Source organism: Halococcus sp. PRR34 (genome assembly GCF_028617175.1).
Taxonomy (GTDB): Archaea; Halobacteriota; Halobacteria; order Halobacteriales; family Halococcaceae; genus Halococcus; species Halococcus salifodinae.
Genome location: NZ_JAQJDA010000011.1, coordinates 96,655 through 120,772 on the forward strand (window position 1 = coordinate 96,655; position 24,118 = coordinate 120,772).

The window sequence follows — 24,118 nt, forward strand, 5'->3', positions numbered from 1 at the left end:
TCGGCCTCCAGTGCTGGAGGCTCGTTCTGTCTGCTCCATCAAACCTCTTTCTCCGGCTGTCCGCCGGTCGTTCGGATGATCTGCCCAGTAACGCCCTCGTTCGCCAGCAAGTGGAGGACGACGTCCGTGATCGCTTCGGGCGCAGTCCACTCAGAGAAGTCGGCGTCGGGCATCGCTTCACGGTTGCCTGGCACGTCGATGAGGAACGGGGCAACCGCATTGACCCGCGCGTCGAGTTCGACGTCAAGCGATTCAGCCAACGTTCGAACCGCCCCCTTCCCGACATCGTACGCGAGCGTCCCCCCAACAGGATCGAGAGCGCGATCAGAACTGAACAGAACGATGCTACTTTGTTCATCGAGCTGATCCGCAAAGGCCTTGGCGGTCAGAAACGCGGTCGTTGCGTGACGACTGAGCGTAGCTTCGAACGTGCCTCCATCGGTATCGCTAACGGTGCCCATCGAGAATCCGCCGGCGAGACCGACGATGTGATCGACCGACCCATATTGCTCGTGGACAGTCTCAGCGAAGGCTTCGATCGCCGGCTGGTCGGTGAGATCGACCTGATGATACGAGACTGCGCCGGACTGGTCGCTATGTTCTTCGACATCGGTTCGCTCGGTTTCGGTGACGTAAGTGCCGATGGCGGTGGCTCCCTGGTTGACGAGTGCATCGGTCACGTATGGACCCATGTTGCCAGTGGCACCGGTCACGAGCACTGTCGCGTTTTGCAGTTCCATTACAGTACCTAGTTTGGTTCCAAACTCATATATAGCTCAGGCAACAATAGTGTGACCAGGTTATGGCGACCCAACCACCCTCGGTTGATGCTGATGAAGAGTCCGATGTCGAGCGGCGTAATGCGGATGTCTGTACCGTCGTTGGGGCAGTCGAGGAAGTGGGCTCGAAGTGGAAACTCGTCATCCTGAATGACCTCCGGGATGGCGAAAAGCGGTTCAACGAACTCAAGCGGTCAACGGGAGCGAGTTCTCACACGCTTTCGCGCGTCCTCGATGGATTGGAGGAGAACGGGTTCGTTGACAACCGCGTGGAGTTGGAATCGCCAGTCGCAAGCTACTACACGTTGACCGAGAAGGGGAGCGCACTCTGTCCTGTGTTCGATGCACTCGACGAGTGGGGAACAGACTGGCTCGGATCGACCGGCGAGTGATCTGAAACCACCGAGTTGCTGCATATACTCTCTGTATCTTGCACAGCGATTTCAACAGGGCGGCATTTCGTGATGTTGGAACGTGCGAAGACTTCCGCTTTTTCCTATAGCAGGGCAGTATAGCGGATGTGCTCGCTGTCTCACCTTCGGTGAAGAGCGTCTCTCTGGCTCTCGATCAATCAGGGGACGGTGAAGCACTATCGGCGAGAATCGATGCGTAGCCCTCAATATGTACTCTTTCGTAAGCGGAAGTAGTGATTCAAGGCTTCAGTAGAGTACTGTTCGTTGACCCATTTGCCGTGATGAACACGATCGGACTGGTCGCGTTCGCACTCGTCGGATCGGCGAAAGCGATCCGCGAGGAGTTCGATTTGTTCGGGATTACTGTCGTCGGCCTCGCAATGGCGTTTGCCGGCGGGGTGACGCGAGATCTCCTCGTGAATCGTGTTCCGTTGGCACTCCAGTCGCCGATCGAGATCAGCCTCGGACTGCTCGGTGTGGCCTTGGCGCTCGGATTGAGCGTCGTGCTCGATTCCCCGGACGACCATCCGATTTCGCTTCTTTCCGATGCCGTTGGACTCGCTGCGTTTGCGACGACTGGTGCTATCGTTGCAACGGACACTGGCGTTTCCGCGTTCGGTGTCGTCGCTGTCGCAACGATCAACGCGGCCGGTGGCGGCGCGTTCGCGGATATTCTGCTGGATCGGTCCCCGTTTATCCTCTTTGATGACTTTTACGCGAGTTGTGCCGTGCTGGGCGGGAGCGCATACTGGCTCGTGGTCACCGCTGGCGGGGCTGGAAGTACCGCTGCGGGAGTGTGTGCAGCGGTGACCGTCGGGATACGACTGGCGGCAATCAACTACGGCTGGGGACTCCCCAACGCACAGATACTGGGACTGGCGCGTCAAGATGGCGATGACAACCGATAGCCCGATTCAACGACGTGATGGACGATTCAACAGCAGGCTTATACCCCTCAGAAGACCCCTTTTCACATGAGCCTCGAAGAGACGGTTGATTATCTTGCCGAGGAACTCGACCTTGAGCGAAGCGAGCACGTCCGCGAGGTCGGACAGTCAGTCGCAGAGCTTCGCGACTGATCAGAACCGTTCTCTGAAGTCTCGTTCGACGAGTCCTGTCTCCAGATACTCGATAAAGCCCTGCTTCGAAGGGCCTGGTTGATCGATGAGCTCCACTGTCTCTGCATGTTCAAGCACTGCACGAGCAAACTCCGTGCAGTGCTCTTCGTGCTGTTCAGCGTAGGGTGGAGCATGTCGAGATCTGAGGCTCCAAACCGTCACTCGGTGATCAGTCCGACGACGTCATCGACAGTGAACAGGTAGAGATCGTCCCGCTCCGATGCAGCCTCGTCGACTGCAGACGTGAATCCAGATCGACTGAACAACGTATACTCGTAGTCCGGGTCAGTACCGCTATCCGGGTGCCAATCGACCAGTGACGCGTCGGATTCGAGCTGACTGAGAACGTCATAGCCGACCGCATCCTGCTGGAACTTCGCCTCACCGACCACGAGTGTCTCTCCGTTCGTCGGAGCGACGATATCGATCTCGCTCCCGTTGCCATTCCACCAGTTCCCGGGTTCCTCAACGAACCGATGCTCGTCGCCGAACGCGTACAGGACCGCGTGCTGGCACAACTGTTCGAACGTCCCACTCACGAAATCAGACAGATCTGGTTCGATGAGGTCAGCATAGGCGTCTTCGCCGTACACTTCGTACCGCGCTGTCCGTCCATAGACGAATCGGAACCAAAATTGGAACAATGGATCGGCGATCGTGTATCGCCCTTTGCGGCTCCGAGCCGGATCGACGGTCACCGGATAGTGGCGCTCGATGATACGCAGGTCGTTCAATCGGTCGAGGTAGTATCCGAGGCTACTGCTGGTGATTCCGGCTCCCTGTGCGATCTCGTTCTGTGCCCGGTTCCCTTCCGCGAGCGACTTCAAGATCGCAAAGTAGCGATCGACCTCCTCCAGCTCTCGGTGAAGCACGTTTTCGGGTTCCTCATGGAGCCCTCCATCACGCCGGAGCAGCGTTCTCGTGACGTTCTCTTCGAGCGACTCATTATCGCTGACCGCGCGCAAATACTCCGGCGTCCCGCCAAAGACACCGTAGGTCATCACCTGTTCAGCGGGGGCGTATTCGGGAAAGAACGCCATCGCCGCGGCGAAGCGGAGCGAACCGACTTCGATCTCCCCGTTCGGACTCTTGGTAACGCGACCGTACAGCGGGGCTGTTCCTTCGAGAGCGTACTCGTGCATCATACCGATCGCCGAACCCGTCAGCACGAACGCCGTCGCGGTTGCTTCGGCAGTGTGATCCCAGACACGCTGCAGGATCGACGGAAGGGCGTCCGTCTGCTCAACGAGATACGGAAACTCGTCGACGATGACGACTGCATCCTGCTCGGCCAGAAATTCAAACAGCGGTTCCCACTCCTCACGGATGCGGGTGATCCCCGGATACACCTCCGCAGCGTCGTTGATGAACGATGCAATCTGTTGGTCTGCAGTCCCTCTGGTTGCCTGGTAGTACACAGCGTCATCGCGATCACGAATCGACTCGATCGCGAGCGTCGTTTTCCCCATCCGCCGTCGGCCCCACACCACTGCCAATGCGGCAGTATCGCTCCCGTAGAGTTCCTCAAGGCGCTCCAGCTCCCGTTCCCGGTTGACGAACCCAGTCATCACACCCGCTTCGAAGAGCACATACAAAACAGTTCTCCTAAGATAGCCTCGGCTAACTTAGTTTGAACTAACGTAGACCAGAATATTGTTGGGCCCGACAGCACTGGGGACTCCTTCTCCCATCAGCTCGAATTGTCTCTGCTCAGGGATCAGCAGGGGGAGCTTGAACTGCATACTCCTCAGCGAGGTCAACTACATCGTAGACGTGGATGCCGGTTTTGAACCAGAGCAGCCGCTCAGCTCCGAGGTCGATGTCCTCGCTCGTGCAATCCAACTCCTCGGATACCGCGAGCACCAGATTCTCCACATTAGCCTGACGGACCTTGGCGAGCTTCTCATCGAGGTATTCGGGCGTCCAGAAGCCCACTATCTCGAGGATTGCTCGACGGCCGTCGGGATGTTCGAGCGCGAAGTCCGGCAGCATCACCTCTGGTCCCAGATCGATCACGTCGTCTTCGCGGGCCAGTTCCCAGTCGGTGTTCGCCCGCTCCCACTTGGTCGCGAGCGTGCGTTCGAGATCGCTGTCGAACTGGCTGCCACCACTGTAGTGTGTTTGGAGTCTCGATGTCTGATCCAGCGTCAGTTCTCGTGTTTCGTTGGCTGACTCGTCAGTGAGAATCTCCGCGGTAAGCTCCCACCGCTCGCAGTGGGGCAACGCGGGCAGGAAGTTCGCCATCCGGATGCCGTACTTGCGCGACTGGCGGAACAGCGAGGCCGGGCCATCCAAGATCGCTTCGTACCCAGCGGCGAGGTCCGTACTCGACACGCGCTCGCCGTGCTCGTCGATCGGATAGATCCGGTGCATCAACCCGAACAGCTTCACGTAGCTAAATACCGTCGCGAAGTGGTCCCAGACCCGGATGCGCAACTCGGTCGCGTCGTACAGTACCGCCTGGGCGAGCGCGAGGTTATAGCGATGCAGCAGCCACTCGACGATGAGGGCCTTGCCTGTGTACGCCTCCTCACTCTGGCCAGTCAACTGAGTCGTGCTGGTCGTCCCATCCGTATTCAGTTCGACCGACTCGGCGACCTGATCGCCGAAGCGCACGAGCCGGTTGTTCGCGTCGAGATCCGCATACATCCCCTGATGGCACTCCGCGAGCGAGATGCCAAGCTCGTCGGCGACCGCCGTGTAGACATCGAGCTTCTGGGCATCCTCACCGAGCGTCGGCTGCCGGACGATCGGATACGAGTCATTCGCGTGTTCGAACAGCCGCTGGCGAATCTCGCGCGGCTCGACAGCCGCCACCGTTTCGAAATCGCACTCGTCGCGCAGCAGTTTCGCCAGGCCCTGAATGATCTTGTAGTCGGTATCCGCCACCGTCAGTTGGTCGATCGCGGTGTCGAGGTCGGCTTTCGGCTCACCGACGTGCGTCTCGAACAGTTCGGTCAACTCGCTCGCCGTCTCCTGGTACCGAGTGTCGTCGGGATCGATGAACAGCGGCGTTACCTCGCCGTCAGATGACCGTGAGCGCGCGAGGTCGGCCGTCAGCATGGCTCCTGTCTCACTATGGCGCTCACGATCGTAATCACGGTCACGCTCCTGCCTCGACCCCTTCACGGCGGCGCTGAGAGACGTAGTTCTCCATCGTGTCCGTGGCGATGATCTCGTAGAGTCGCGCGGGCTGGCGCTCGTCGGTAGGCCGCAGGATGCGACCGAGGCGCTGGGCGTACTGGCGTTTCGACGCGCTCCCCGAGAGGATGATCCCGACGTTCGCCGCGGGCACGTCGATCCCCTCGTCGAGCACCTGCGACGTCGCTAAGATCGAGTACTCACCACTTCGGAATCGTTCGAGGATCTCCGTGCGTTCGTCGGTCTTGGTCTGATGAGTGATACAGGGGACGATGAACTCCTGAGAGATCTCGTAGGCGAAGTCGTTGTTCGCGGTGAAGATGATCGTGCGGTCGTCGTGATGGCGCTTGAGCAGCGTATCCAGTGTGTCGAGTTTCTTTGCCGCTGTACGTGCAAGTTCCTCGGCGCGCTGCTTGGCGATCAGCGCCCGGCGACCATCCGAATCGTAGGAGGTGTGCGCGAGGAACTCCTGGTAGCCCTCGGCTTTCCAGAGGTCGAAGTCGTGCGTGTCGACGTACTCGCGATAGAGGCCGTACTCCTCGTCGTACTGGGCGCGCTCGTCGTCGGTCAACTCGACCTGCATGTGGATGGTTTCGTACTCGCTGAGATACTCCCCAGCGAGCTCGTCGACCTCCTCCTCGTAGACGACGGGACCGATCAGGCCGGTATCTTCGAGGAGTTCGTGGGCATCGTCGGCGCGCTCGTAGGTAGCCGTCAGGCCGAGACGGTACGGCGCGATGGTCATTTCGGGGATCTGTCTGTAGGTCGGGGCTGGCAGGTGGTGGATTTCGTCCGCGATCAGCAGGCCGAACTGATCGCCGTACTCGTCGATGTAGCGATACGCGCTGTCGTAGGTCGTCACCGTCACGGGTCTGATCTCGTGAGTCCCCCCACCGAGCACGCCGACTGCCTGTTCGGGCCCGTCTCCGCCCTGATGGGGCAGTTGATCGCCGAAGGCGTTGGTGAGGGTGGCGTGCCACTGGTTCATCAGGTCGATCGTCGGCGCGACCACGAGCGTGGCGACACCAGCGTCGGCGATCGCCTGAATACCGAGAAACGTTTTCCCACTCCCGGTCGGGAGCACGACACTACCTCGACGGTCGTGGGTTCGCCACGCATCAAGCGCGGCCTGCTGGTACTCTCGGGGTTCGATCTGGAGGGCGGGATCGAGCGCGAGTTCGGGGTACGCCCGAGCCGTATCTTCGACCGCAACAGTAGCCGATTGGATGGTTTCTTGGTGAGCTGATTCCTGTGCAGCAGAGGTGGAATCATCGTCATCCCATGCGTCAACCCATTCGAGCACGTTGTGATAGCGATACGCGGGCACACGGTACTCCTCGACTCGGTCGTCCCACTCCGCGTACGGAACCTCCTCACTGGCCTCCCGTAGTAGGAGCGTGCCCCCGTCGAACTCGATCCGCATCTGAGAGATATCACAACCGGGACCCGAATAAACCATACTGATTGGCGAGGGACGTTCGTGTTCGTACCATCTACCAGTACTTCTGTGGGCACAGAGGGGATTCCAGTGGGGACAGAGCCACGGCTGTCAGCGTTCGAGCCAGTATTGCCAGTCGGCGATCGCTTGTTCGGTGGCACTGCCGACGTCAACAGGTTCGAGTTGCTCGAGGGGCGCGCCAAGTGTTCTATCCATCCACTTGATCGTCACGAACTGCTGGCTGAGCGTCGGCTCTGTCGAGGACATTCCAACCACACGGACGGTTTCGCCTTCCTCCAAGGGCGATTCCTCGCGCTCGGTGCGACAGCGCGCTTCGAACGGGAACTCCAGCGTGTCGTCGAGGGAGACGTGCCAGCCCATCGCCTGCTCTTCCCGGCCGTAAGCGTCGACGACGATTTCCATCTCAATGCGTTCGTCTCGCTCTTCGTCTCTCTCGGATCGTGTCATAGCCCGCCAGTACTCACCCCAGACGTAAGATGCTCGGGGCGGGCAAACCCACCCACCAACCTATCCGGAGGGCGTTCAATCGTTACCGTAAACGTACGGCTACCACAGTCCTACCAATACAGCCATCCCGAGGAGTTACGCGGCTGTGTCCTGAACCCCCCGTATGGAGCGCACACCCGCCGCGTTCTCCGAGGCCCTCTGGTCCGGCGATACCGACCAGGTGAATCGCGTAATCGATGAAATCCATGAGATGGAACTCGAGGATCAGGCCGAACTGTTCGATGAGAGCTTCGAGATCTGCCGGGAACTGTATGCAAACGGCGATGGCTACCAGCGCCAAGCGGCGATCCGCTTCGCAGCGGAACTCTATCCCAAACTGGCGTTCCGAACGGTCGGCTCGGAGTTCACCGACGATGCATTACCGGGCGACCACACCACCGACGAAACAGCCTCCCATCGCCAACGACTCCGCGAGTTGTATCTCGACGCACTCACCGACGATGACGGTCGCGTGCGGCGCGCAGCCGCCAAGGCAATCAAGGACCTGGCGCTGACTGCCGAAATCATCGAGGCCGAGAACGAACTTCAGCGACTCGTTGAGGAACTCGAGTCGCTCAAGGCTAGCCACACGGACCCCGAACGAAAGCACATCCAGCAGGCGTACGAAAACGTGACCTTCCACACCAACAAGCCGTTTTCCGTGCTCTCGAACGCAATGGACGGGATCTTCGATGAGAGCCCCCCTCCACGTGGATCGTGATTCCGATGTCTGGATCGGTCGACTGACACCGAGGACTATCGGTTCGCGCATAGATGGCCGCTGAAGCACAGTCCGGATTCACAGCATCGCAACGTGTTCTAACCGCCATTCGTCGTTCAGGGCTTTCGTGCCATCGTCTTTCCCCCCAGTAGTGAGCAACCCCACGTGATACAGCTGGGCCTTGAACTGGAAGTACGCTCCCGATTTGTATATCGCCGGCTTCTCCAACTGTGCTTCATCGAGGTCGCCATCGGGCGTGAGCACGTTCTCGCGCTCTCCAGAGGTGATGAACACTTCTACGCCGAGAGGTTTGTTGAGTCGACAGGCACGGCTCACGAGAGCAGGAAGCCGCACACTCTCCGTCCCATCCTCGTGGATCTGTTCGAGCGAATCGACGATCAGACGCGTCGGTTCGTACTGTATTGCTGCTGCGCGTGCGAGCTGCGCCCAGCGTGGTGCGAGTTCCGTGAATCGGGTTCGCTTTCCTCTCCACTCAGTAAATCGGTCGAGAGCGGCAGGGATGCTTCCACACTGCTGTTGGGCAAACCGAACCACCTCCGCACCGAGGTGGGTCAGATACTCATCATCACTCCGAGAATCGATCAATCCTAACAGGATCGCCCCACGACGGCCATCTGATACCGCGCGAATAACGTTCTCAGCGTAGATCTCGCTGGTATCACCGCTGGCCGCAACTGCCAGAGCATACCCGAGGAAGTTCTTCGGGTGGTTCACTGGAAAACTCCCTTCTGTGAGTTGGTGGGTGCTCGCTTGAAATCGGAGGGCCTCGATCCCCGTCGAGAGGTCGCCCGCACCGGTCACACGAGCCGCTTCAAGGAAGTCGACACTCTCGTCAGTGTGAACACCGAGCACTCCGATGTTGAGGTCGCGGGCTAACGAGCGCGCTGTCTGGGTGACGCTTTCGGCCGGAGCAGCTACGTATCCCAGATTGACTTCCGGAAGATGTGCGTGAGCCTGCTCGATACCACGGCCGATGTCCGCGTTCTGCGGCGTCGTGTTGTGGCCCTTGGCTTCGACAGCGACGACCGGATCACTAGCTGCATCACCGTTTAGAACACCTGTCGGCGGTGCCCCAATCCCGAGCAGATCCGGCTCGCCGGATGCGAGTCGCAGTGCGTTGAACGGCCGTAACTGGTCATGGACCGCAGATGGCACCGGCCAGCTTCCCCACGAGTCGAGCGTAAACTGCGTATCAGTGACTGCATACCGGCGTGGCCGATTCTCGATATCGGGATACAGGGCGGTCTTCGCCGCAGCGAGAACAACTGGTTCAGCGAGGCGTGTCCCCATCTCTACTCACTCTCTGTGGCAGTCTTCGAGGTCCACCTGTTCATCTGGCGTGTCCTCTCCCAGCAGCCGTTCGAGCAGTGACATAGCACTCGGTAGTAGCATCAGCTATCCACTTTGGTGTTTCCGATGTACGTCTGATCCCCCTCCAGAGCCCCCGACTAGTTGTGAGACGGAAGAAACCTACCTGTACGTGCCTGTCTCCTTGAGTTAGACGGACTCCGTCTTTGGTCCCGCGGCGGAACGAGAATACGTCCGGTTGAGAATATAAATAACTCCAGTTACCGGAATTCCGGTTAGATATATAAGTGACCGCGATAACCTAGACAGAATGCTTCTCGAAAAACCTGCCCGCGAGCGGGGATTCAAAAAGGAACGGCTCCACCGGATCCTTCTGAATCACCCCGACGGCGAACTCAGCCGGTACGAGGTCGCCAAACAAGCCGGTGTCTCCTCGTCGTGGGCCTACGAGTACCTCGACCGTCTTGCCGGCGAGGAACTCCTTGACGAGACAACCGTCCTTGACCCGCCAGCACTCTACGAGTACTGGCAGGAGACGCGTGTCAAACCGAACGCGGTCCGAGTCTCGCTCCAACAGCCACTCAACAGGATCCGCGAAGCCGGTCTCGACTACGCGCTCACCACCGACGAGGCCGAGCAGGTTCACCAGGGGTTCCTCTTTGCTTCGACGGCTGCGTTCTACGTGCGAGAAGACGACATCGACAACTGGCTGGACCTCGTCGAGCAGAAGGGATTCGTCGGCGGCGGCAACACTGAACTCCGTGCCACCGACGAACACGTCTTCTACAACGCCCAGACCGTCGAGAGCGTCAGAACCGTCTCTATCCCCCAGCTGATCGTCGATCTACTCGATGAAGACGGGCCAGCGGTCGAGGCCGCGAACCGATTGATCAATCACCACCACGGGCTGGCCAATGAGTAGGGCGGATCGCGGTCAGTACGCCGAGACAGTGACCCGCCTCTCCGAAGGCGAACTTCAGGATGTTCTGAGCGTCGCCGAGCCCCCCCATCTGTCTACTTGGCGGCTGGGCGGTCCACATCCACGTGACCGACGGGTTTCGAGAGGCGCACGACCGGGACTACATCGGCTCCCGCGACATCGACATCGGGATTCACGTCGACCAACAGTGGACCGAAGAGACTATCACCGACTCGCCGGTCGCCGAGACACTCGACCGCATCGAAACCCAACTGGGGTACAGTCGAGGTCGGTTCGGGTTCTACCAGCAGTTTCACCGGGATACCGGAGAGCGATTAGACGACGCTCGAGCCCGGAAGTTGGCGTCTCACAACGTGTTTCGGGTTGACATCGACGTTCTCCCTGATACAACGGAACTCGACGCGTTCGAGGACGCCTTCGGGTTCCGGCCACCCGCAGAGCCACTGCTCGAACCCGTGTTCACGGACGGTATCGGTGAACCTCTCGACGAACACGTCGAGTGGGCGGTACCAGAGGAGGTTCAGATCGCACCAGCAGCGACGCTAGCCGCGATGAAAGTGCGAGCATTCCCTGACCGTGACAAGAGCCACAAACGCTTGAAGGACCTTGCCGACTTGCACGCCCTCCTGTGGTACGTCACCGAGTACAACGACCTCAAAACCGCGGTCCAGGATCAGATCACCACCGACGACGGTGCGGCCTTCGAATCGACCGTCGGAACGGATCTCTATGATCGAACAGCACGCCTGATCGACGTCGACCCGACCATCGTCCAACAGTCAATCGAGCGTCTGTTCGTCTGACCGGTTGGTGCTCCGAATTACGCGTACAAGGGGGTCAGCGATTCATTCCGTACTTTGCACTGTCCATCACCGAGATCGCTGATCGCCATCTCCTTACTAACGAATGGCGCGCAATCATTCTCCCGGGATCGCCACCGTTGGTAAGGTTCACCGACGCTACAGTCCGTCGCTCCCGCTGTGAGTTTCCGTCTTCACCAGCAAACACCACCAGTCAGAGAATGCCCGCATCAGAGGTCGCGGGCCTGGACGGTCTTGCGATCGTTATCCTCAGCACGTTGGGCAGCGTCGTCGAGCAGGTCCGACACCTCATTGTCAAGCGCATCGTAGAAGTCCGACGAGACGTTCTGGTCTGCGAGGTGCTCCTTCACGGCCGCTTTGACGATGGTATTCGCCATGCCATATCTCCCGCTGGTCGCTACTTATAGCCTGTCGAAGCACGTCGAAAGTGGAAATCGCCCATTTTAGCCCGTCTTGTTACTAATGAGAGCGGTGTGAGGATTGGGGCATAGCAAGCAACTCCCTGGGCTGATGCCCTCAACCTGAGGCAAGCCTTCAGCGTGGTCTCGGACCGAAACAGATGAACTACGCTCCAGTCGTCGAGAGCAGGCTCCCAGCCACACTCGCTAATTCATCAGCGTTCGCTTCACGAAGCCGCTCGTCGCCGAGCAGCAATCGCAGCCGTGGACGCCCTACGTCGATCGGCTCCTTTTCGGTCTCGATCAGCCCCTGGTCTTCGAGCCGGTTTTTCACTCGCGAGAACGTCGCTCTGCTCGCCACACCCACGTCTTCACCCCATGTCGAGACATCGTAGAGCATCTTCTCATGCTTCGCTGCCGCCAGCACACTCACTTCGACTTCATCGAGTGCACTCTCAGTCCCACGTGGAGTCGCAACTGCTCCAATCATCGCTTCGAAGTCCGCTTCCATATCTGCACCGAACTCCGTCGTGAGCGAGTCTGCAACCCGCGACCACGCCGGTGTCCGCAACCCGAACTCCGTCCCAACTTCCCACACACTACGCCACCGCTCGGAGACAGCGTCGACGAACTCGCCATCGTCGCTCACGAGCCCAGCAACCGTCCGACCCGTTGGGACTACTGAAATTACCACTTCCTCCATGACGACGAGAGCGTTCTCGAACAATTCGTGGGTCGTTCGCAGTGAGAGTGTCTCGGCCGCAACCAACTCTGCTGCCATGCTCGCGAGTTCGAACTCACTCCGGAGCGCTTTCAGCACCGACTCCTCTGTCATCAACTGGACTCTCGGCGGGTCGTCGAGATCTGCCAAAACCTCGACCAGTGCTTCGACGCTCTCCGCATTGAATCCGACAGCGAATACCTCACCGCCCTCGTTTGCAAAGATGTCGCTGAACAACCCCTCTCGTGATGACTCAACGGTGTTCGTACTGATTGCCATTAGATGAGATAAGTCTTTACGCTATATCCACCTTTTGAATTGTAACTTCTATCTTCATCTCTGTATCAGACAAATAATGGAATCCACCGTAGTATCCTTCCAGAACCCGAACGACTATGGGAGGTGTCGCGGAATGCCCTCGTAGCGATACAATCGCGGGCCCTTAGCTCAGTGGTACGAGCGCTCGGCTCATAATGGCACTCTGGGTCCACCGTGCTCTCACATGGATCCCCCTGCTGGGAGACACGGAGTGGTCGTTGGTTCGAATCCGACAGGGCCCATCCTGACTCCTCACGACGCGCACGCGAAGCCTCCCAACAGGCGGTCGACACCGTGAGAGAAACTGGTCCTCACCTGGCTGAGTAAGCAGGCGAGCTGGCTGCGATGCCGTCTGCCGGCTCGACCGGACGGGTTCCGGTTGTCACTACCGTCGCGGAGACATCGAAACTACTCACCAGTCCTCCGTCCCCACACCCGTCTGCTGCTCGTGCGTGTCAGTTGCGCCGTTGGGACTTCGCCTCTCGAACACCACCGTTCTCACGGATCATATCTGGACAGTTCGGGCACACCCGCACGGTAGCCATCTCAGGCGGGGCAAACACTCGCACGTACTGTTCAGTCACGAAGTCACCGCAATTCTCACACTCAGGCATGTCTGGGTGCTCTCACAACACTCCGATATAGCCACCGACTTTCACGAGACTGATCGGATAAGTGATCAGCCCGTGTCTCGAACGCGTCGCCTTATTTCTGCACTTTCGCAGTGTTGCTCTCAGTGAATTGTTGATCGATTGTAAACCGTCGCTTGAGTTCCACTACTACCCGTCCTCCCAACGTTCTCAATTGCGAGTGGGTGTCGGAATCGACCGATCGACCGGCTTGCGGTCGCTCAACGCTATACCCACCGCACTCCGGACAAGTGTAATGCTCAAGGTCGAACGCTTCGCCACACCCGCGGCAAACGTACTGGGAATCGGCGTCTTCCTCCTGTTTCGGATTGGTGAGTACTCCCATGTTCCACCCAATATATCAGTACAACGGCCATAAACGATATATGCTTTGTGGAGAAGCCGGTCACACTCATCTGTCTGAACGAGTGGATCAGTTCGGCCAGACACCCGGCTCAAGCCACTTCTCATCGCTACATCGAGTACAAACCCAGACCATCCGCGGCGGTTGTTCTCGGGGCGTGATTCCGAATCGGTCCTCGGTCGTGATCCCCTCTGGTTCGTAGTCGTGCCATCCGAATCGGCACCCCCACTCCAAGATAGCGGTCATACTCATTGATCTTATATCATCTCATGCTGGTGGCCATCAAATCAGCTTCTGTCAGCTCTCACCGAACGCACTACCAGGCGAGAACTCTGTTAGATCCTCGATTTCCTGTTCCAACCGATCGATCTCTTGGCGAAGCACATCGGCTTCCGGATCGTCGCTCACTGCGAGCCGGTCCTTGAGCCCCTGCAAGCGCGTCTCCTTACGCTCCTCGTCGACGTCGGCCTTCCGGACGTACTCGCTCTCCGAAACATCGTAGACGGCCGACTCCGGTACGGAGACCACATCCAACGCTTCGTCGACCTTCCCGCGGTCGACGCCCATCACCTGCTCGCGATCGATTCCCGTACCCTCGAACGCTTCGAGCACGGTCTCGTCGTCTTTCAGCGAGCGATTCTGGCGCGTCGTCCGCTGGACCGATCCATACTGGCCATGGGCTGGCCGGTCGTGTTGGACGCGATCCAGCAGCACGTCGGTCACGTCCTGCCGGAGATCGTTCGCATTGCGCTGGACATCCGACAACAGCGTGTAGAGATTAACCAGCGCCGGCGTCTCTACCGCGTCGAGAGCACTCATCTCCTCCCGTTCGAGCGCGTCGATCAACAGAAGCATGTCCGCATAGACGTCGATGTCCGGCTCCTCTCGGTCGGTGGATTCACTCTCCTCACTCATCGAGAGGTGGGGCGCGTCGTCCAGCACCGTGTTCTCGTCGACTTCATCGAGTTCGGTCAACGTCCCCTCGCGCTCGTCGAGCACGTACCGTGGGTGGAGTGCAAGCACCGCCGCGTAGGGCTCGGCCTTCGGTGGGAGCCGATCGAGCTCGTAGCCTTCGGGTGCCTCGTGAGTGTGCTCGGCGAGTGCTTCGAACTGCTCGCGTTGGAGCGGTTGCGAATCGCCCGAATCAACGTCCTCGATGATGATTCGGGGCACCTGGACGTCAGTGATCCGAAAGCGCCTCGACGCCAGCGGCGTGATCAACGTGGCGTCGTCGGGGAGTTCCTCACAACGCTCGCAGAGCGTTCCCCATGTCGCATCGAACGGAATCGCCATACACCCTCCTCAGAGAGCCCACCTCAAAATAGCCGTGGGCCACACACCGGATTTCGGGAGACAGTTCCGCCGCTGTGGCGCGTTCCCGTTCCAGCGACTCGCCGGTATAGAGAGCACTTCGGTACGGACAAGTGAGCCAGTCAGTCTCCTGGACCGATGTTGTAGTGAGCAATCTCGCTCGATCCACACCTCGGACAAGACTCCGTGTCGGGCTCGACGCTCGCACCGCAGTCACGGCACTCGACAAGAGATATCCGCGGCGAATCAGATAGGAGCCGTCTCATTGTCTGTATCATAGTTGGAAAGGGAAAGCGAGCGTGTGACGTGCTCTTTTGAGGTCGGACCATTCCGCCCTCGTTCGCTGGCTATTCAGCCGACGATTATAGGGACTTCCCTACAGCAGTGAAAGTGAAATCGGCCGGAAAACCTCTGGAAGCTTCCCGGTCGGACTACTCGTCGGTCGGCGTAATCCGAACGCGGTCGTTGACGTAGTAGATGCGCCCCCGATCGTCGAGCACTTCAAGCGCGTGAGCAGCATCCGACTCGGTATATCGGTCGTCGTCGGCAAGCAGTGCTTTGGCTTCGGCTTTCGGGAGGCCATCACTCTCGTCGTCTGCATCGCCGACCGCCTCAGTCAGGACGGTGAGGGCATCGTCGGCGAACGGCGGGAGTCGCCGCTCTCGGTCCATATGGGCGTTTTGACTCGGGGTATATGAATCTGTGTCAGACAGCGGCGTTGCTACAGCCCTTCGAGGTGTTCGATCCCCTGTTTCGCAACGTTGGCTTCTGTGACCGTCTCGGGCATCCACTCGGGACTGTCCTCTGGCGCGGCCTCACGCCACGCCCATCCCTCGTAGATGTGGAGTTTGTGCGTCCCCCGCTCGCGGAGGCGGAACTCCTCTCTGGGTGCTGCGTCCTCGCTCTCGCTGGGGTCGAGCTTTCGGGCAGCCTTCAACGCTGCCTGCCGAGGCACCTTCCCGGTGAACACGCTGGTTTCCTCACCACTCTCCTCGCGCAGTGCGAAGTTCCGCTTATCATCCGCCTCTCTTGCCATAGTTTCATTCCTCCAAGCGTATCCATCAGAGGGAGTAGGATAAGATTATCCCCCGCAGTAATGGGGTTTCCTCAGAGGAGTGTCGAATTCCGAGAGCGTTTCACTCGCTTTCGCCGAGTGTCTCCTCGGCGAATGAACCGTCGAAATCGTCCGTTCCGGAGTCGGTGGAATCTGACGAATCGTCGCAAACCCGCGCGAACGCCACGTTTTCTTTGGCTTGTTCGATCTCAATGGTCACCTCCTCGTCCGGACGCGTCCCGGGGACGATCACGACGTATCCCCGATCGATTTTCGCGATCCCATCACCCTGATCGCCTAGTGATTCGATCGTCACATCACGGATGTCGCCCGGTTCGACGGGTGGTGACTGGCGGTCGGAACCATCCGCATCCGACGGCGTACCACTCGATTGCTGGCGAGCCTCAGCATCGTCGTATTGCGGCGTACTCGATAGAACTGCCACCCGGTAGGTCTCACCGTTGGTGATCGTCCCGTCTTCGAGTTCGGACCGTGGAATTTCGATCCGATACGCGTCACCCTGCTGGTCGATCGATCCGCTGAAGAGACACTCCAGCTGGTCAGGGATCTCGACCATTACTCCCTCTCCTCACAGATGGGTGGCGTCTGAAGCCCGTCTCCGCGAGCCAGCCTTGGCGTCGACCGCTGCTTGTCGCTGATACGAACCATCAGTGGACTCACGCCTCGACAGCCACGTACTGATCTTCCCACTCACGACGCGCCTCGATCTCGCGGCGGCCGCGCCGGGTGATCTCATAGAAGTTGGTCCGCCGATCGAGCTGCCCCTTTTCGACCAGTCCTTTGTCGACTAACTCATCGAGGTTGGGATAGAGTCGGCCGTGATGGATCTCCGTCTCGTAGTAGTCCTCGAGTTCTTCTTTGACCGCCAGTCCGTGGGGTTCGTCCTGTCCCGCGATAGTGTAGAGCAGATCACGCTGGAAGCCAGTTAGATCGTGCATATCTACGTATTGGTTATTACCACAGTAAAACATGTCGATTTCTGAAATCCTAACCGAGGAATAGAACAGCCACAAGGGCAGTTTCGACGATAAATCGCCAGAATTGGCGGGCTCGATAACAAGGCTTACAATTGTGTCGGTTCAAGAGAACGATCCCTATGATCGATCGACTCGAACAAGAAGTCGACACGCTACAACGCCATCTCGAAGTCCTACGAATGGTCCTCGAAAACGAACCCATCGGGATCGTGCGGATGTCGAACGAAACTGGCCACCCCCACCACAAAATCCGGTACTCATTGCGTGTGCTCGAAGAAGCGAGCCTGATCGAGCCCACCAGCCAAGGAGCAGCTACGACCAAGGAAACCAGCGAGTTCGTTGCTGGACTCAATGGACGGATCGACGATATCACTACCACAGTCGATGAGATGTCTATCGAAGCCACCGTCGAGAGTTCCTCATAGCCACTGATTCGGGAGGCTCACAACAGCTGACTACTCTACCGATGACCGGTTTTTCTCGTGAGCCACTCTCCGACAGTCCACGAAACAGTACACACTGAAGGCAGGCAGGTAGTTTGCTCATGCATGGCTGGAATCGAAACCAATACCGGTGTCTAATTTCACCGGGAGCTGTGCATGACGAATAAACCTAGCCGATCTGATGATGGCTAGGCAAGATTCTTCATCACGATCCGCTGTGAAATTTGTGCCGTTGGGCTAATTTTCGAGGATGGTTATGGATGACGACCACATCGTGATCAATAATCGAGCCATAGGTATGCGACAATACATTGCGGAATCGGGCACCTTGGGCCATTTCTTCAGCGTGAGTTGCCGAGAGAATCCCCTCTTCGCCGAGCGCCCGCATCGCAGCCGGGTTGCTCACTGGCGGGTCGCCGCGTTCGTGTTTCACGAGTTCTTCAGCGATATCGATCGCGGCTTCAGTCATCTTCACGAACCGGTGTTCGACGATGTCCCGAGTATCCGAATCGCTCTTGTACTCCTCGCGGCTCACCTGCTGTTTGCGCGCGAGTACCCCAAGGCTCTTCTCGATCGTCTCGATACCACTCAAGATCCGACTGAGGCGATCCGCTGACAACTCTTCACCCGTCATCAGGGCCTCCCGAGGCTGGTGTCGTCGATGTGGCGGGATCGGTGTCGAGATGTTCGTCGATCTGTGCGAGTGCGGTGTCGAGTCGATCTCGTGGTGGGTGTCCCTCAGCGCCTGACTCCGTGAGCTGCTGGCGCAGTCTGGTGGCTGTCGCCTCGGTGCCGACGAGGAGCACACCGTGCTCAAAGACTGCTTCAACGAGCTCCGGTGACATCGAGTGGAGATCGATGAAGTCGACATCGTCGGTTTCGAGAGTATCGCTGAGGTCCGCACTTACCCCGAAAAACTCCGTATTGTAGTTTGTATCGCTCGAACGTAGCTCTTCAAACGCGATCGCGATGTCGATATCGCTCTGCGTGGTTTGAGTGTTAGTCGCGTGCGATCCGAAGAGAATCGCTACCTCGACCGGGTGCTCCTGTAGCGTAGTTTGCACCCTCTCGATCGGGAGGGCGAGAGCAGCATCAGCCGACTCGACGGTCTTCATCGTCATAACTCACGTCTTCACGCAATAAAAGCGGAGGTGTAGCCAGTCTTTCTACGGAATACGGCAAGCAGTGGCGCGCGATGAATGCCGGCGCAAGCCGGCAGAACGCGCGAGGGACTCGCTCGAACGGTGCTGAGAGAGTGAGTCGGTTGGGGAGGACGCGCCGCAGGCGCGGGCGGCGGCACAGCAAAAAGAAAGAGCGAAGCGCTACCTGACCTGCGCGAGCTCGTCATCGAGATGCTCGACGTCGGTCGCCGAGTTCAGATTCACCGAGTGACGACCCTCGTGCTCGTCAGTCACGACCGTCGAGAGGGAGTACGACGCACCCTCTTCGAGCCGGGGGACGCTTGATGCCGCCCAGCTCACGAACTTCGTCATACCCGAGGAGTCACCCAGGAGACCGACCTGTGCGACCGACTCGGAGTTCGGACTCCAGAGATCGATCACTTGAGCCTCCAGATCGATCCACTCGTCCGCACTGTTGATCGCTTCGCACGCCGTGAGCGCGTTGCCGCCGTTGGTCGTAGTCTGTGCTGTTCGGGCCGTGGACTGCTTGAATTCTGTCGCCATTGGACTAGTTCTCCGTTCAGATCGAACTTTCCTCTCGTCCGATCCTTCGCCCCTGTTTGGGGTAAATAAAACTGCTGAGGCGGTTGTGGCGAGTGCGGCGACTCGTCCGTGCTGCGAAGTCCCTTATGTAACGAGACAGGGTCTGTCTTCCACCGATTTGTTACACAAGGCGGTGCCACTGCCGAACCGCGCCGCCGCCTGCTCCGCCGTACCGCCGCTCTGCCGCACCACTGCTTCCGCAGGTTCCGCTGCTTCCCGCAATCGCCGCTCTCTGCACCGCGTGCTACCGCGACCACCGCACGGAGACCGCTTCGATCGAGACTTCCAGGTAGCTGCACTGCGGTTCGAGGCTACTTCGGTGGACGTTGGTCTCGATCTCGATGTCAGCGAGCCGGCCGTGCTGCTCCCAGAGAGCATCCAGCCCACGCTCGATGCCGGCGCGAAGCCGCGCCTCGGTCTGGTCTTCGCTGAGATACGATGGGCTGTTCTGAGCGAACCGGTCGTTGAACTCGACTTTCTTGATGGTTCGACCCTCGTTCGCCACCTCACGATCGCTGTCAGACATTGGCAGTCCTCTCGGCGATCTGTGGGTGGTTCGATTCGATCGGTTCATCCAGCTGATCGGGGGCGGCGGCCACAACGCGATCGACGTCGTCGACGCGATCGGGCGCGTGACGCTCGGCGAGCCGTTCGGCATGACCACAGTGGCGCTCGAATCCCTCGTAGTTGCCATTAATGGCGTGTTCGTGAGCCTGCTCGAGATTCGCGGTAATGGTTCGGTGAACGAGTGTGGTCCGGAGCCGGTTCAGCGTCTGGAGCGGGTGTCGGGCGATGTTTCCAAGCATCTCATCCCTCTGGAGCAAACAAACGGGTGGCGGACACACCGAGAACGGTGTATCTCAGCCACTCTGTTGGTTAACTAAGTAGAATCGCTCCAATGGAGAGCACTGTACTGGGCACGCAGTCTGGAATAGCTGTAGCTGTAGCGGTGGCGTGCGATGAATCCGGCCCGGAGGGCCGGAGAACGCGCGAGGGACGACCGAGGAGGCGCACGCCAGTGCGCCCCGCAGGGAGGAGGCTGGGGAGGTCGCGCGAGCGACCACCGGGAGTGAGCGCGAGAGGTCACAGAGCAAAAAAGAGAACTCCAGCGAGCGCGTCGCCTACTCGGCGTCCTCCGAACCGCCGTCTTCGCTTTCGATCTCGACACCTGCGATCTGCGCGAGTGCTTCCTTCACACTCTGCTCGTACTCGCCCATGTCCGCCTCTGGGTAGGCATCCTGAGCACGCGTGGCGGCCTCGCCTTCGCTCTCGTCGGCCTGCATCGCGTCGATCCGGTCGAGAGTCTGCTCGGCGGTCTCGACGACCCACTGATCGCGCGTCTCCTGGCTGACCGTCGTGACCGACTCGGGAGTGATCGACGTGAGCATGTCGCCGTCGTCGCCCTCGTACGTTCGGGGCTTGCCCACGATCGCGACGTACTCCGGAGCCTCCATGCCCCGCAGCGCCGCCATCGCCTCGGGCTGATACTGCCCGGCGTAGACGAAGAACGTCCCCGTGGGATCGACCACGCGGCCCTGCCAATACTCGCTGTCGCTACTGTTGGCGACGTTCTCGGTTTCGGTCAGCGTGCCCATCGCGAGCACCCGGTTCGCGTTCTCTCCGGTGGGCAGCACTGCGAACTTCGGTGACCGCTCGTCGTCACCGTCCTGGAAGATCTCGCTGGCGTCTCCGAATTCCTCGGCGAACGCGCGCTTGGCTGGTTGGCGATCGGTACGACCGTCGTTACCGCTGTTGGCACTCGAACTCATGATTGAAACGAACCTCGATCGAGTCGGCTTCACTGACTCGCCGACCCTGCACCCCTGATGGGGTGAAAAACTGCTGTCGCGGCTCACTGTGCCGACGACACGATGCACCCGATCGATCGCGAGCGCTGGCCCGCCTCAGACCAGCTCCGCGTCGAAGTGCTCGTCCAGGACGCGCGCCGCGTCCGCTGCGGCCGCGTCGTCCGGGCCGATCTCCTCGACTTCGTTCACGAGGTGATACTCCCCGATCTCCGGCCCTTCGATGGCGAAGTAGTGACCCACGAGTTCCGCGCGGAGACGATCGGCGACGACGCTCGGATCGAGCGCGTCCATCGCCATGTCGGTCGCCTCATCGAGGGAGATCCCGCTGACGGCCTCGGTGGCTTCGGCGTCGAAGATCACGTCCTCGACGTTCTGTCCGTCGTCGAAGGCGGCCTTGATCCGGAGGTCGAACTCACCCTCGCCCTCGCCGTGTTCCGAGCAGCGCCCGTTCTGGAGCACGCGCGTGCAGTCGTCTCCGGGGCAGCGCTTGATGAGGCCGCTACCGGGCTTGATCGCGACCAGTGCGCCCTCCGAAGCCACCGACTCGTTGCCAGTGCTCGTTTCGACAGCCTCGTCAAGCGCTGCGATCTCGGTCGTCTTGTTCAGCTTGACCGAGAAGTCGCCCTCGTACTCGTCGGTGACGACGTTTGAGATGGTGTAGCACTGTCCCTCTTCGAGCTCGGGCAGATCCGAGGTCTCCCACGAGACGAACTTGATGCGGCCCGTCTCATCAGCCAGCAGCCCGACCTGAGCGATCGAGTCAGCGCGGGGCTCCCACAGCTGATCGACTTCGACTTCGAGATCGACCCACTGCTCCTCAGCGTCGATCGCATCGATACTGACGAGATCGTTGCCCGACTCCGCGTAGAAGGCGTCCTGATCGATGTCGTGCTCGTCGAGCAGGTGGTTGGTGACGCTCCGGCGAGCCTCGTCTTCGGGGACCTGGTACTCCTCGACGAGCGCAGTCACGCGCGCTTCGACCTCTTCGGGATCGACTTCGACATCTGCGTTGTTCTGGAACTGTTCGACGATCGAGCCGCTGGTACTTTGGACAGACATGGGTACTTACCTCGAATCGATTTTCGACCGCATCGGGACGAGCGTCGCTTCTGACTCGCCCCTTCACCCCTGATGGGGGAATAAAACCGCTGGAGCGGACGTGGTTGCAGTGCCAGTGCTACTGACCGACCGACGCCGTCACGACGTCGCCGACCGAGTACGCACCGGACTGCTCACCGACGCCCCCGGTTCGCTTCCGAGGACGTTGGTGGCACGCCCGCTGGAGTCTCTCGACCCCTCGCCCCTCGGTGGGAACACAAACTGCGGTCGGGGTCGTCGCTGGTGGTGTCGGAGGTCGCTGCGACTCCCAGCGCGATCACTCGCTACTCGTGACCGGAACCCGATGAACACGATCCGTCCCGAGTACGTCAGTGCCGGTATCGATCATGTCCGCCGTGCCCCGCGATTCGTTGACGTGGATGGCCACGAGGGCGTCGGCGTACTCGGCCATCTTCTCGTTTCGGATGGGACCTGCCGCCTTCCCGTGGGTGTTCCAATCGGCGGGGAAGCGCTCGACCGGGATACCGCGCTCACCAGCCCAGTCTTCGCCGAGCTGATCGACACCCCGAGCCGTTCCGGAAACGACCTCCGCGACGGCGAACCCCGATCGGTCGATCGCTTCGGCAACGATACGACGCTGGCCGTCCCGCGAGAGACAGTCGAGGATGGAGCGTGAGCCGGCGATGATCACGGAGAGGCCGTCAGCGGGGCGGTCGGGTTGCGAGCGGTCGTTGTCAACGTCGGTAGTAGTGTTCATTTTTCGTACACCTCACCCATCTGGGAGAGAACAAACCCTCGGCAGCCATCTTGAATGCCATCCGCTTCGCTGCGAGGTATGGGGGGTAGATGCTCCCTTATGTAACAGTTGCTGGTCAGAATAAGAGAAATCGTTACATAAGGTATTCACGAGCCGTCGGTCCCGCAGAACGGTTGCCGGGCGGTAGCCGGGGCACGCGCGATGAATGCGCGCCGGAGGCGCGCAGAACGTGCGCGAGGGACGAGCTCTGAAGAATGCGCTCCTCCTATCCTGCCATCACGCCGGCTCTGAACCATCAATTGCTTCTGGAAAGATGGGTTCCAATCCGTCCATCTCGATGAGTCCCGCACGAGAATCCGGGAAGTCGCGGTCTCGATACTGAGGGTCGTCCAACCGGGAGATCACCATCCCGTCCTCAAATTGGTAGGGAGAAGGGTCGAACGATTCTGGACTGATGTCATCGTACCACATGACAAGTCGGTCGGCGTCCCAAGCGAACGATTCTCGAAGGGGAGCTTCGGAGACAACCGGATCACTGATCGTTGCAGGGAAGGCAGAGGGATCGCTGCCCAGCGCGGCATCCGCATCCGGTGAGGTGAGCGTCCGCATCTCGCTGAGACGGTCGTCCAGCTTGTGTGCGATTGCAGCGGGAACTGGCAGTTCCTCGAAGCGTGCTCCGGCGATGATCGGGCACTCGGGGTCGTCACCCCAGCGGACGGCTTCGCCGACAGAGAGAAGCATGGGACCGTTCCCATCGAGCGAACCCAATTTACCGCTGGTTCCGGAAACAGTACCCGCGTCGGCAGTAACCCGCCAGCCCACTTGTGGTTCGTGAAGTACCGTCTTGGCCTGAGCGGCTAACTCGATCGTTGCCGTATCGCCCTCGAACGCATATTCGTACTGGTAGTCGGCGTCGAACATGGCCTCTGCCGCCGCGTCCCCAGGCGTCGGCACCGGGACATGCTTAGTGGACTTTGGGTGCATTAGTTCGCCGAATTCCACGGGGTCGACGTCGAGCTTATGGAGCGTCGAGACGATATTGTTGACGAGGCGTTCGCGCTCCCGAGGTGGCCTAATTGTAGGAAGGCAGGCGAGAACTGCGCGCATCTCTTTCCTGAGCGGGGGATAGGGATTGCCCTCGATGTATGCATACGAGCGGTCGCGAAATCCAGGGTCGTAGTCGTCGGCTGTGAGTTTCATCTGCGAGCCCTACTCAGCGCCACCACAAAGATTCTACGGCAAAGATGGCAGACTGGAGGTGGGTGAACGCGAAGGCGGTGGCGCGTGATGAATCCGGCCCGAAGGGCCGGAGAACGCGCGAGGGACG

At 59.7% G+C, this 24,118-nt stretch carries 28 protein-coding genes and 1 tRNA gene; 7 read left to right on the forward strand and 22 right to left on the reverse strand.

The annotated features are described in order from the left end of the window. Positions 1-38 precede the first annotated feature (38 nt). Positions 39-740 carry an SDR family oxidoreductase gene (locus PHA81_RS13655; RefSeq protein WP_273837195.1) on the reverse strand — a complete coding sequence of 234 codons (702 nt, stop codon included), beginning with the start codon at positions 738-740 and terminating at the stop codon, positions 39-41. Positions 741-802: 62 nt separating this feature from the next. Between PHA81_RS13655 and PHA81_RS13660 the strand changes: the two genes are divergently transcribed. Together PHA81_RS13660 and PHA81_RS13665 are read left to right on the forward strand one after the other, a co-directional pair. After that, entirely contained in the window at positions 803-1,171 is a 369-nt protein-coding gene (locus PHA81_RS13660) for a helix-turn-helix domain-containing protein (RefSeq protein WP_273837197.1), read from the forward strand. A gap of 302 nt (positions 1,172-1,473) precedes the next feature. After that, positions 1,474-2,100: a TRIC cation channel family protein gene (locus PHA81_RS13665; RefSeq protein WP_273837200.1), complete on the forward strand. Its 627-nt coding sequence runs from the start codon at positions 1,474-1,476 to the stop codon at positions 2,098-2,100. A gap of 368 nt (positions 2,101-2,468) precedes the next feature. On the opposite strand, the gene PHA81_RS13670 is transcribed toward PHA81_RS13665, so the two are convergent. From PHA81_RS13670 to PHA81_RS13685, 4 genes are all read right to left on the reverse strand, one after another. After that, positions 2,469-3,878: an ATP-binding protein gene (locus tag PHA81_RS13670; RefSeq protein WP_273837203.1), complete on the reverse strand. Its 1,410-nt coding sequence runs from the start codon at positions 3,876-3,878 to the stop codon at positions 2,469-2,471. A 142-nt stretch (positions 3,879-4,020) separates the two neighbouring features. Then, positions 4,021-5,373, reverse strand: a complete 1,353-nt coding sequence (locus PHA81_RS13675) for a DUF790 family protein (RefSeq protein ID WP_273837205.1) — start codon at positions 5,371-5,373, stop codon at positions 4,021-4,023. 40 nt (positions 5,374-5,413) lie between these two features. After that, entirely contained in the window at positions 5,414-6,874 is a 1,461-nt protein-coding gene (locus PHA81_RS13680; protein WP_273837207.1) for a DEAD/DEAH box helicase family protein, read from the reverse strand. A 126-nt stretch (positions 6,875-7,000) separates the two neighbouring features. Beyond that, a complete protein-coding gene (locus tag PHA81_RS13685; protein WP_273837209.1) occupies positions 7,001-7,357 on the reverse strand; it encodes a calcium-binding protein in 357 nt (118 codons plus the stop codon). A 163-nt stretch (positions 7,358-7,520) separates the two neighbouring features. Between PHA81_RS13685 and PHA81_RS13690 the strand changes: the two genes are divergently transcribed. Beyond that, the gene (locus tag PHA81_RS13690; RefSeq protein ID WP_273837211.1) at positions 7,521-8,117 is read left to right on the forward strand and encodes a hypothetical protein; all 597 of its coding nucleotides are present in this window, start codon (positions 7,521-7,523) and stop codon (positions 8,115-8,117) included. A 78-nt stretch (positions 8,118-8,195) separates the two neighbouring features. Here PHA81_RS13690 and PHA81_RS13695 read toward each other — a convergent pair whose 3' ends face one another. Continuing rightward, positions 8,196-9,428, reverse strand: coding sequence for a hypothetical protein (locus PHA81_RS13695; protein WP_273837212.1), 1,233 nt, complete (start codon positions 9,426-9,428; stop codon positions 8,196-8,198). Positions 9,429-9,756: 328 nt separating this feature from the next. Between PHA81_RS13695 and PHA81_RS13700 the strand changes: the two genes are divergently transcribed. Together PHA81_RS13700 and PHA81_RS13705 are read left to right on the forward strand one after the other, a co-directional pair. Then, positions 9,757-10,368 (forward strand): hypothetical protein, encoded by a 612-nt coding sequence (locus tag PHA81_RS13700; protein WP_273837213.1) that lies wholly within the window; start codon positions 9,757-9,759, stop codon positions 10,366-10,368. A 122-nt stretch (positions 10,369-10,490) separates the two neighbouring features. Then, positions 10,491-11,189 carry a nucleotidyl transferase AbiEii/AbiGii toxin family protein gene (locus PHA81_RS13705; RefSeq protein ID WP_273837215.1) on the forward strand — a complete coding sequence of 233 codons (699 nt, stop codon included), beginning with the start codon at positions 10,491-10,493 and terminating at the stop codon, positions 11,187-11,189. A 227-nt stretch (positions 11,190-11,416) separates the two neighbouring features. On the opposite strand, the gene PHA81_RS13710 is transcribed toward PHA81_RS13705, so the two are convergent. Together PHA81_RS13710 and PHA81_RS13715 are read right to left on the reverse strand one after the other, a co-directional pair. Then, on the reverse strand, positions 11,417-11,584 hold the full coding sequence (locus tag PHA81_RS13710; RefSeq protein ID WP_273837216.1) for a DUF1931 domain-containing protein: 168 nt from the start codon (positions 11,582-11,584) through the stop codon (positions 11,417-11,419). Between the two features lie 187 nt (positions 11,585-11,771). Beyond that, complete coding sequence (locus PHA81_RS13715; RefSeq protein WP_273837217.1) at positions 11,772-12,605, reverse strand: DUF5821 family protein; 834 nt, start codon at positions 12,603-12,605, stop codon at positions 11,772-11,774. A 157-nt stretch (positions 12,606-12,762) separates the two neighbouring features. On the opposite strand from PHA81_RS13715, the gene PHA81_RS13720 reads away from it, so the two are divergent. After that, positions 12,763-12,886 (forward strand) — tRNA-Ile (locus tag PHA81_RS13720). A 1,048-nt stretch (positions 12,887-13,934) separates the two neighbouring features. Here PHA81_RS13720 and PHA81_RS13725 read toward each other — a convergent pair. From PHA81_RS13725 to PHA81_RS13745, 5 genes are all read right to left on the reverse strand, one after another. Then, entirely contained in the window at positions 13,935-14,930 is a 996-nt protein-coding gene (locus tag PHA81_RS13725) for a hypothetical protein (protein WP_273837220.1), read from the reverse strand. Positions 14,931-15,379: 449 nt separating this feature from the next. Next, positions 15,380-15,619, reverse strand: coding sequence for a hypothetical protein (locus tag PHA81_RS13730; protein ID WP_273837221.1), 240 nt, complete (start codon positions 15,617-15,619; stop codon positions 15,380-15,382). Positions 15,620-15,669: 50 nt separating this feature from the next. Next, positions 15,670-15,984 (reverse strand): non-histone chromosomal MC1 family protein, encoded by a 315-nt coding sequence (locus tag PHA81_RS13735; protein ID WP_273837222.1) that lies wholly within the window; start codon positions 15,982-15,984, stop codon positions 15,670-15,672. Positions 15,985-16,084: 100 nt separating this feature from the next. Beyond that, entirely contained in the window at positions 16,085-16,579 is a 495-nt protein-coding gene (locus PHA81_RS13740) for a TRAM domain-containing protein (protein WP_273837225.1), read from the reverse strand. A gap of 100 nt (positions 16,580-16,679) precedes the next feature. Further along, the gene (locus PHA81_RS13745) at positions 16,680-16,961 is read right to left on the reverse strand and encodes a PadR family transcriptional regulator (RefSeq protein ID WP_273837227.1); all 282 of its coding nucleotides are present in this window, start codon (positions 16,959-16,961) and stop codon (positions 16,680-16,682) included. Between the two features lie 158 nt (positions 16,962-17,119). Here PHA81_RS13745 and PHA81_RS13750 point away from each other — a divergent pair, with 158 nt between their 5' ends. After that, positions 17,120-17,425, forward strand: coding sequence for a hypothetical protein (locus PHA81_RS13750; protein ID WP_273837228.1), 306 nt, complete (start codon positions 17,120-17,122; stop codon positions 17,423-17,425). Between the two features lie 223 nt (positions 17,426-17,648). Here PHA81_RS13750 and PHA81_RS13755 read toward each other — a convergent pair whose 3' ends face one another. The 9 genes from PHA81_RS13755 to PHA81_RS13795 form a co-directional block, all read right to left on the reverse strand. Next, entirely contained in the window at positions 17,649-18,077 is a 429-nt protein-coding gene (locus PHA81_RS13755) for a DUF86 domain-containing protein (protein ID WP_273837230.1), read from the reverse strand. Beyond that, positions 18,067-18,558, reverse strand: coding sequence for a nucleotidyltransferase domain-containing protein (locus tag PHA81_RS13760; RefSeq protein ID WP_273837232.1), 492 nt, complete (start codon positions 18,556-18,558; stop codon positions 18,067-18,069). The genes PHA81_RS13755 and PHA81_RS13760 overlap by 11 nt, the downstream gene beginning before the upstream one ends. A gap of 207 nt (positions 18,559-18,765) precedes the next feature. Next, positions 18,766-19,128: a hypothetical protein gene (locus PHA81_RS13765; protein WP_273837234.1), complete on the reverse strand. Its 363-nt coding sequence runs from the start codon at positions 19,126-19,128 to the stop codon at positions 18,766-18,768. Positions 19,129-19,411: 283 nt separating this feature from the next. Beyond that, a complete protein-coding gene (locus tag PHA81_RS13770) occupies positions 19,412-19,693 on the reverse strand; it encodes a hypothetical protein (RefSeq protein WP_273837237.1) in 282 nt (93 codons plus the stop codon). After that, positions 19,686-19,973 (reverse strand): hypothetical protein, encoded by a 288-nt coding sequence (locus PHA81_RS13775; protein ID WP_273837239.1) that lies wholly within the window; start codon positions 19,971-19,973, stop codon positions 19,686-19,688. The genes PHA81_RS13770 and PHA81_RS13775 overlap by 8 nt, the downstream gene beginning before the upstream one ends. Before the next feature lie 315 nt (positions 19,974-20,288). Continuing rightward, complete coding sequence (locus tag PHA81_RS13780; protein WP_273837241.1) at positions 20,289-20,936, reverse strand: nucleic acid-binding protein; 648 nt, start codon at positions 20,934-20,936, stop codon at positions 20,289-20,291. A 135-nt stretch (positions 20,937-21,071) separates the two neighbouring features. Further along, positions 21,072-22,034: a replication factor A gene (locus PHA81_RS13785; protein WP_273837243.1), complete on the reverse strand. Its 963-nt coding sequence runs from the start codon at positions 22,032-22,034 to the stop codon at positions 21,072-21,074. Between the two features lie 316 nt (positions 22,035-22,350). After that, positions 22,351-22,791 (reverse strand): SLOG family protein, encoded by a 441-nt coding sequence (locus PHA81_RS13790; RefSeq protein WP_273837245.1) that lies wholly within the window; start codon positions 22,789-22,791, stop codon positions 22,351-22,353. 276 nt (positions 22,792-23,067) lie between these two features. After that, positions 23,068-23,991 (reverse strand): hypothetical protein, encoded by a 924-nt coding sequence (locus tag PHA81_RS13795; RefSeq protein WP_273837246.1) that lies wholly within the window; start codon positions 23,989-23,991, stop codon positions 23,068-23,070. Positions 23,992-24,118: the final 127 nt, after the last annotated feature.

What these genes read in the sequence shown, in the direction of transcription:
- PHA81_RS13765 (WP_273837234.1), bottom strand. Translation starts at nt 19,128, where the DNA reads ATGGCGACAGAATTCAAGCAGTCCACGGCCCGAACAGCACAGACTACG.
- PHA81_RS13780 (WP_273837241.1), bottom strand. Translation starts at nt 20,936, where the DNA reads ATGAGTTCGAGTGCCAACAGCGGTAACGACGGTCGTACCGATCGCCAA.
- PHA81_RS13760 (WP_273837232.1), bottom strand. Translation starts at nt 18,558, where the DNA reads ATGAAGACCGTCGAGTCGGCTGATGCTGCTCTCGCCCTCCCGATCGAG.
- PHA81_RS13665 (WP_273837200.1), top strand. Translation starts at nt 1,474, where the DNA reads ATGAACACGATCGGACTGGTCGCGTTCGCACTCGTCGGATCGGCGAAA.
- PHA81_RS13675 (WP_273837205.1), bottom strand. Translation starts at nt 5,373, where the DNA reads ATGCTGACGGCCGACCTCGCGCGCTCACGGTCATCTGACGGCGAGGTA.
- PHA81_RS13660 (WP_273837197.1), top strand. Translation starts at nt 803, where the DNA reads ATGGCGACCCAACCACCCTCGGTTGATGCTGATGAAGAGTCCGATGTC.
- PHA81_RS13790 (WP_273837245.1), bottom strand. Translation starts at nt 22,791, where the DNA reads ATGAACACTACTACCGACGTTGACAACGACCGCTCGCAACCCGACCGC.
- PHA81_RS13775 (WP_273837239.1), bottom strand. Translation starts at nt 19,973, where the DNA reads ATGCTTGGAAACATCGCCCGACACCCGCTCCAGACGCTGAACCGGCTC.
- PHA81_RS13755 (WP_273837230.1), bottom strand. Translation starts at nt 18,077, where the DNA reads ATGACGGGTGAAGAGTTGTCAGCGGATCGCCTCAGTCGGATCTTGAGT.
- PHA81_RS13700 (WP_273837213.1), top strand. Translation starts at nt 9,757, where the DNA reads ATGCTTCTCGAAAAACCTGCCCGCGAGCGGGGATTCAAAAAGGAACGG.
- PHA81_RS13710 (WP_273837216.1), bottom strand. Translation starts at nt 11,584, where the DNA reads ATGGCGAATACCATCGTCAAAGCGGCCGTGAAGGAGCACCTCGCAGAC.
- PHA81_RS13770 (WP_273837237.1), bottom strand. Translation starts at nt 19,693, where the DNA reads ATGTCTGACAGCGATCGTGAGGTGGCGAACGAGGGTCGAACCATCAAG.
- PHA81_RS13680 (WP_273837207.1), bottom strand. Translation starts at nt 6,874, where the DNA reads ATGCGGATCGAGTTCGACGGGGGCACGCTCCTACTACGGGAGGCCAGT.
- PHA81_RS13745 (WP_273837227.1), bottom strand. Translation starts at nt 16,961, where the DNA reads ATGCACGATCTAACTGGCTTCCAGCGTGATCTGCTCTACACTATCGCG.
- PHA81_RS13735 (WP_273837222.1), bottom strand. Translation starts at nt 15,984, where the DNA reads ATGGCAAGAGAGGCGGATGATAAGCGGAACTTCGCACTGCGCGAGGAG.
- PHA81_RS13690 (WP_273837211.1), top strand. Translation starts at nt 7,521, where the DNA reads ATGGAGCGCACACCCGCCGCGTTCTCCGAGGCCCTCTGGTCCGGCGAT.
- PHA81_RS13730 (WP_273837221.1), bottom strand. Translation starts at nt 15,619, where the DNA reads ATGGACCGAGAGCGGCGACTCCCGCCGTTCGCCGACGATGCCCTCACC.
- PHA81_RS13670 (WP_273837203.1), bottom strand. Translation starts at nt 3,878, where the DNA reads ATGACTGGGTTCGTCAACCGGGAACGGGAGCTGGAGCGCCTTGAGGAA.
- PHA81_RS13740 (WP_273837225.1), bottom strand. Translation starts at nt 16,579, where the DNA reads ATGGTCGAGATCCCTGACCAGCTGGAGTGTCTCTTCAGCGGATCGATC.
- PHA81_RS13785 (WP_273837243.1), bottom strand. Translation starts at nt 22,034, where the DNA reads ATGTCTGTCCAAAGTACCAGCGGCTCGATCGTCGAACAGTTCCAGAAC.
- PHA81_RS13695 (WP_273837212.1), bottom strand. Translation starts at nt 9,428, where the DNA reads ATGGGGACACGCCTCGCTGAACCAGTTGTTCTCGCTGCGGCGAAGACC.
- PHA81_RS13725 (WP_273837220.1), bottom strand. Translation starts at nt 14,930, where the DNA reads ATGGCGATTCCGTTCGATGCGACATGGGGAACGCTCTGCGAGCGTTGT.
- PHA81_RS13750 (WP_273837228.1), top strand. Translation starts at nt 17,120, where the DNA reads ATGATCGATCGACTCGAACAAGAAGTCGACACGCTACAACGCCATCTC.
- PHA81_RS13685 (WP_273837209.1), bottom strand. Translation starts at nt 7,357, where the DNA reads ATGACACGATCCGAGAGAGACGAAGAGCGAGACGAACGCATTGAGATG.
- PHA81_RS13655 (WP_273837195.1), bottom strand. Translation starts at nt 740, where the DNA reads ATGGAACTGCAAAACGCGACAGTGCTCGTGACCGGTGCCACTGGCAAC.
- PHA81_RS13795 (WP_273837246.1), bottom strand. Translation starts at nt 23,991, where the DNA reads ATGAAACTCACAGCCGACGACTACGACCCTGGATTTCGCGACCGCTCG.
- PHA81_RS13715 (WP_273837217.1), bottom strand. Translation starts at nt 12,605, where the DNA reads ATGGCAATCAGTACGAACACCGTTGAGTCATCACGAGAGGGGTTGTTC.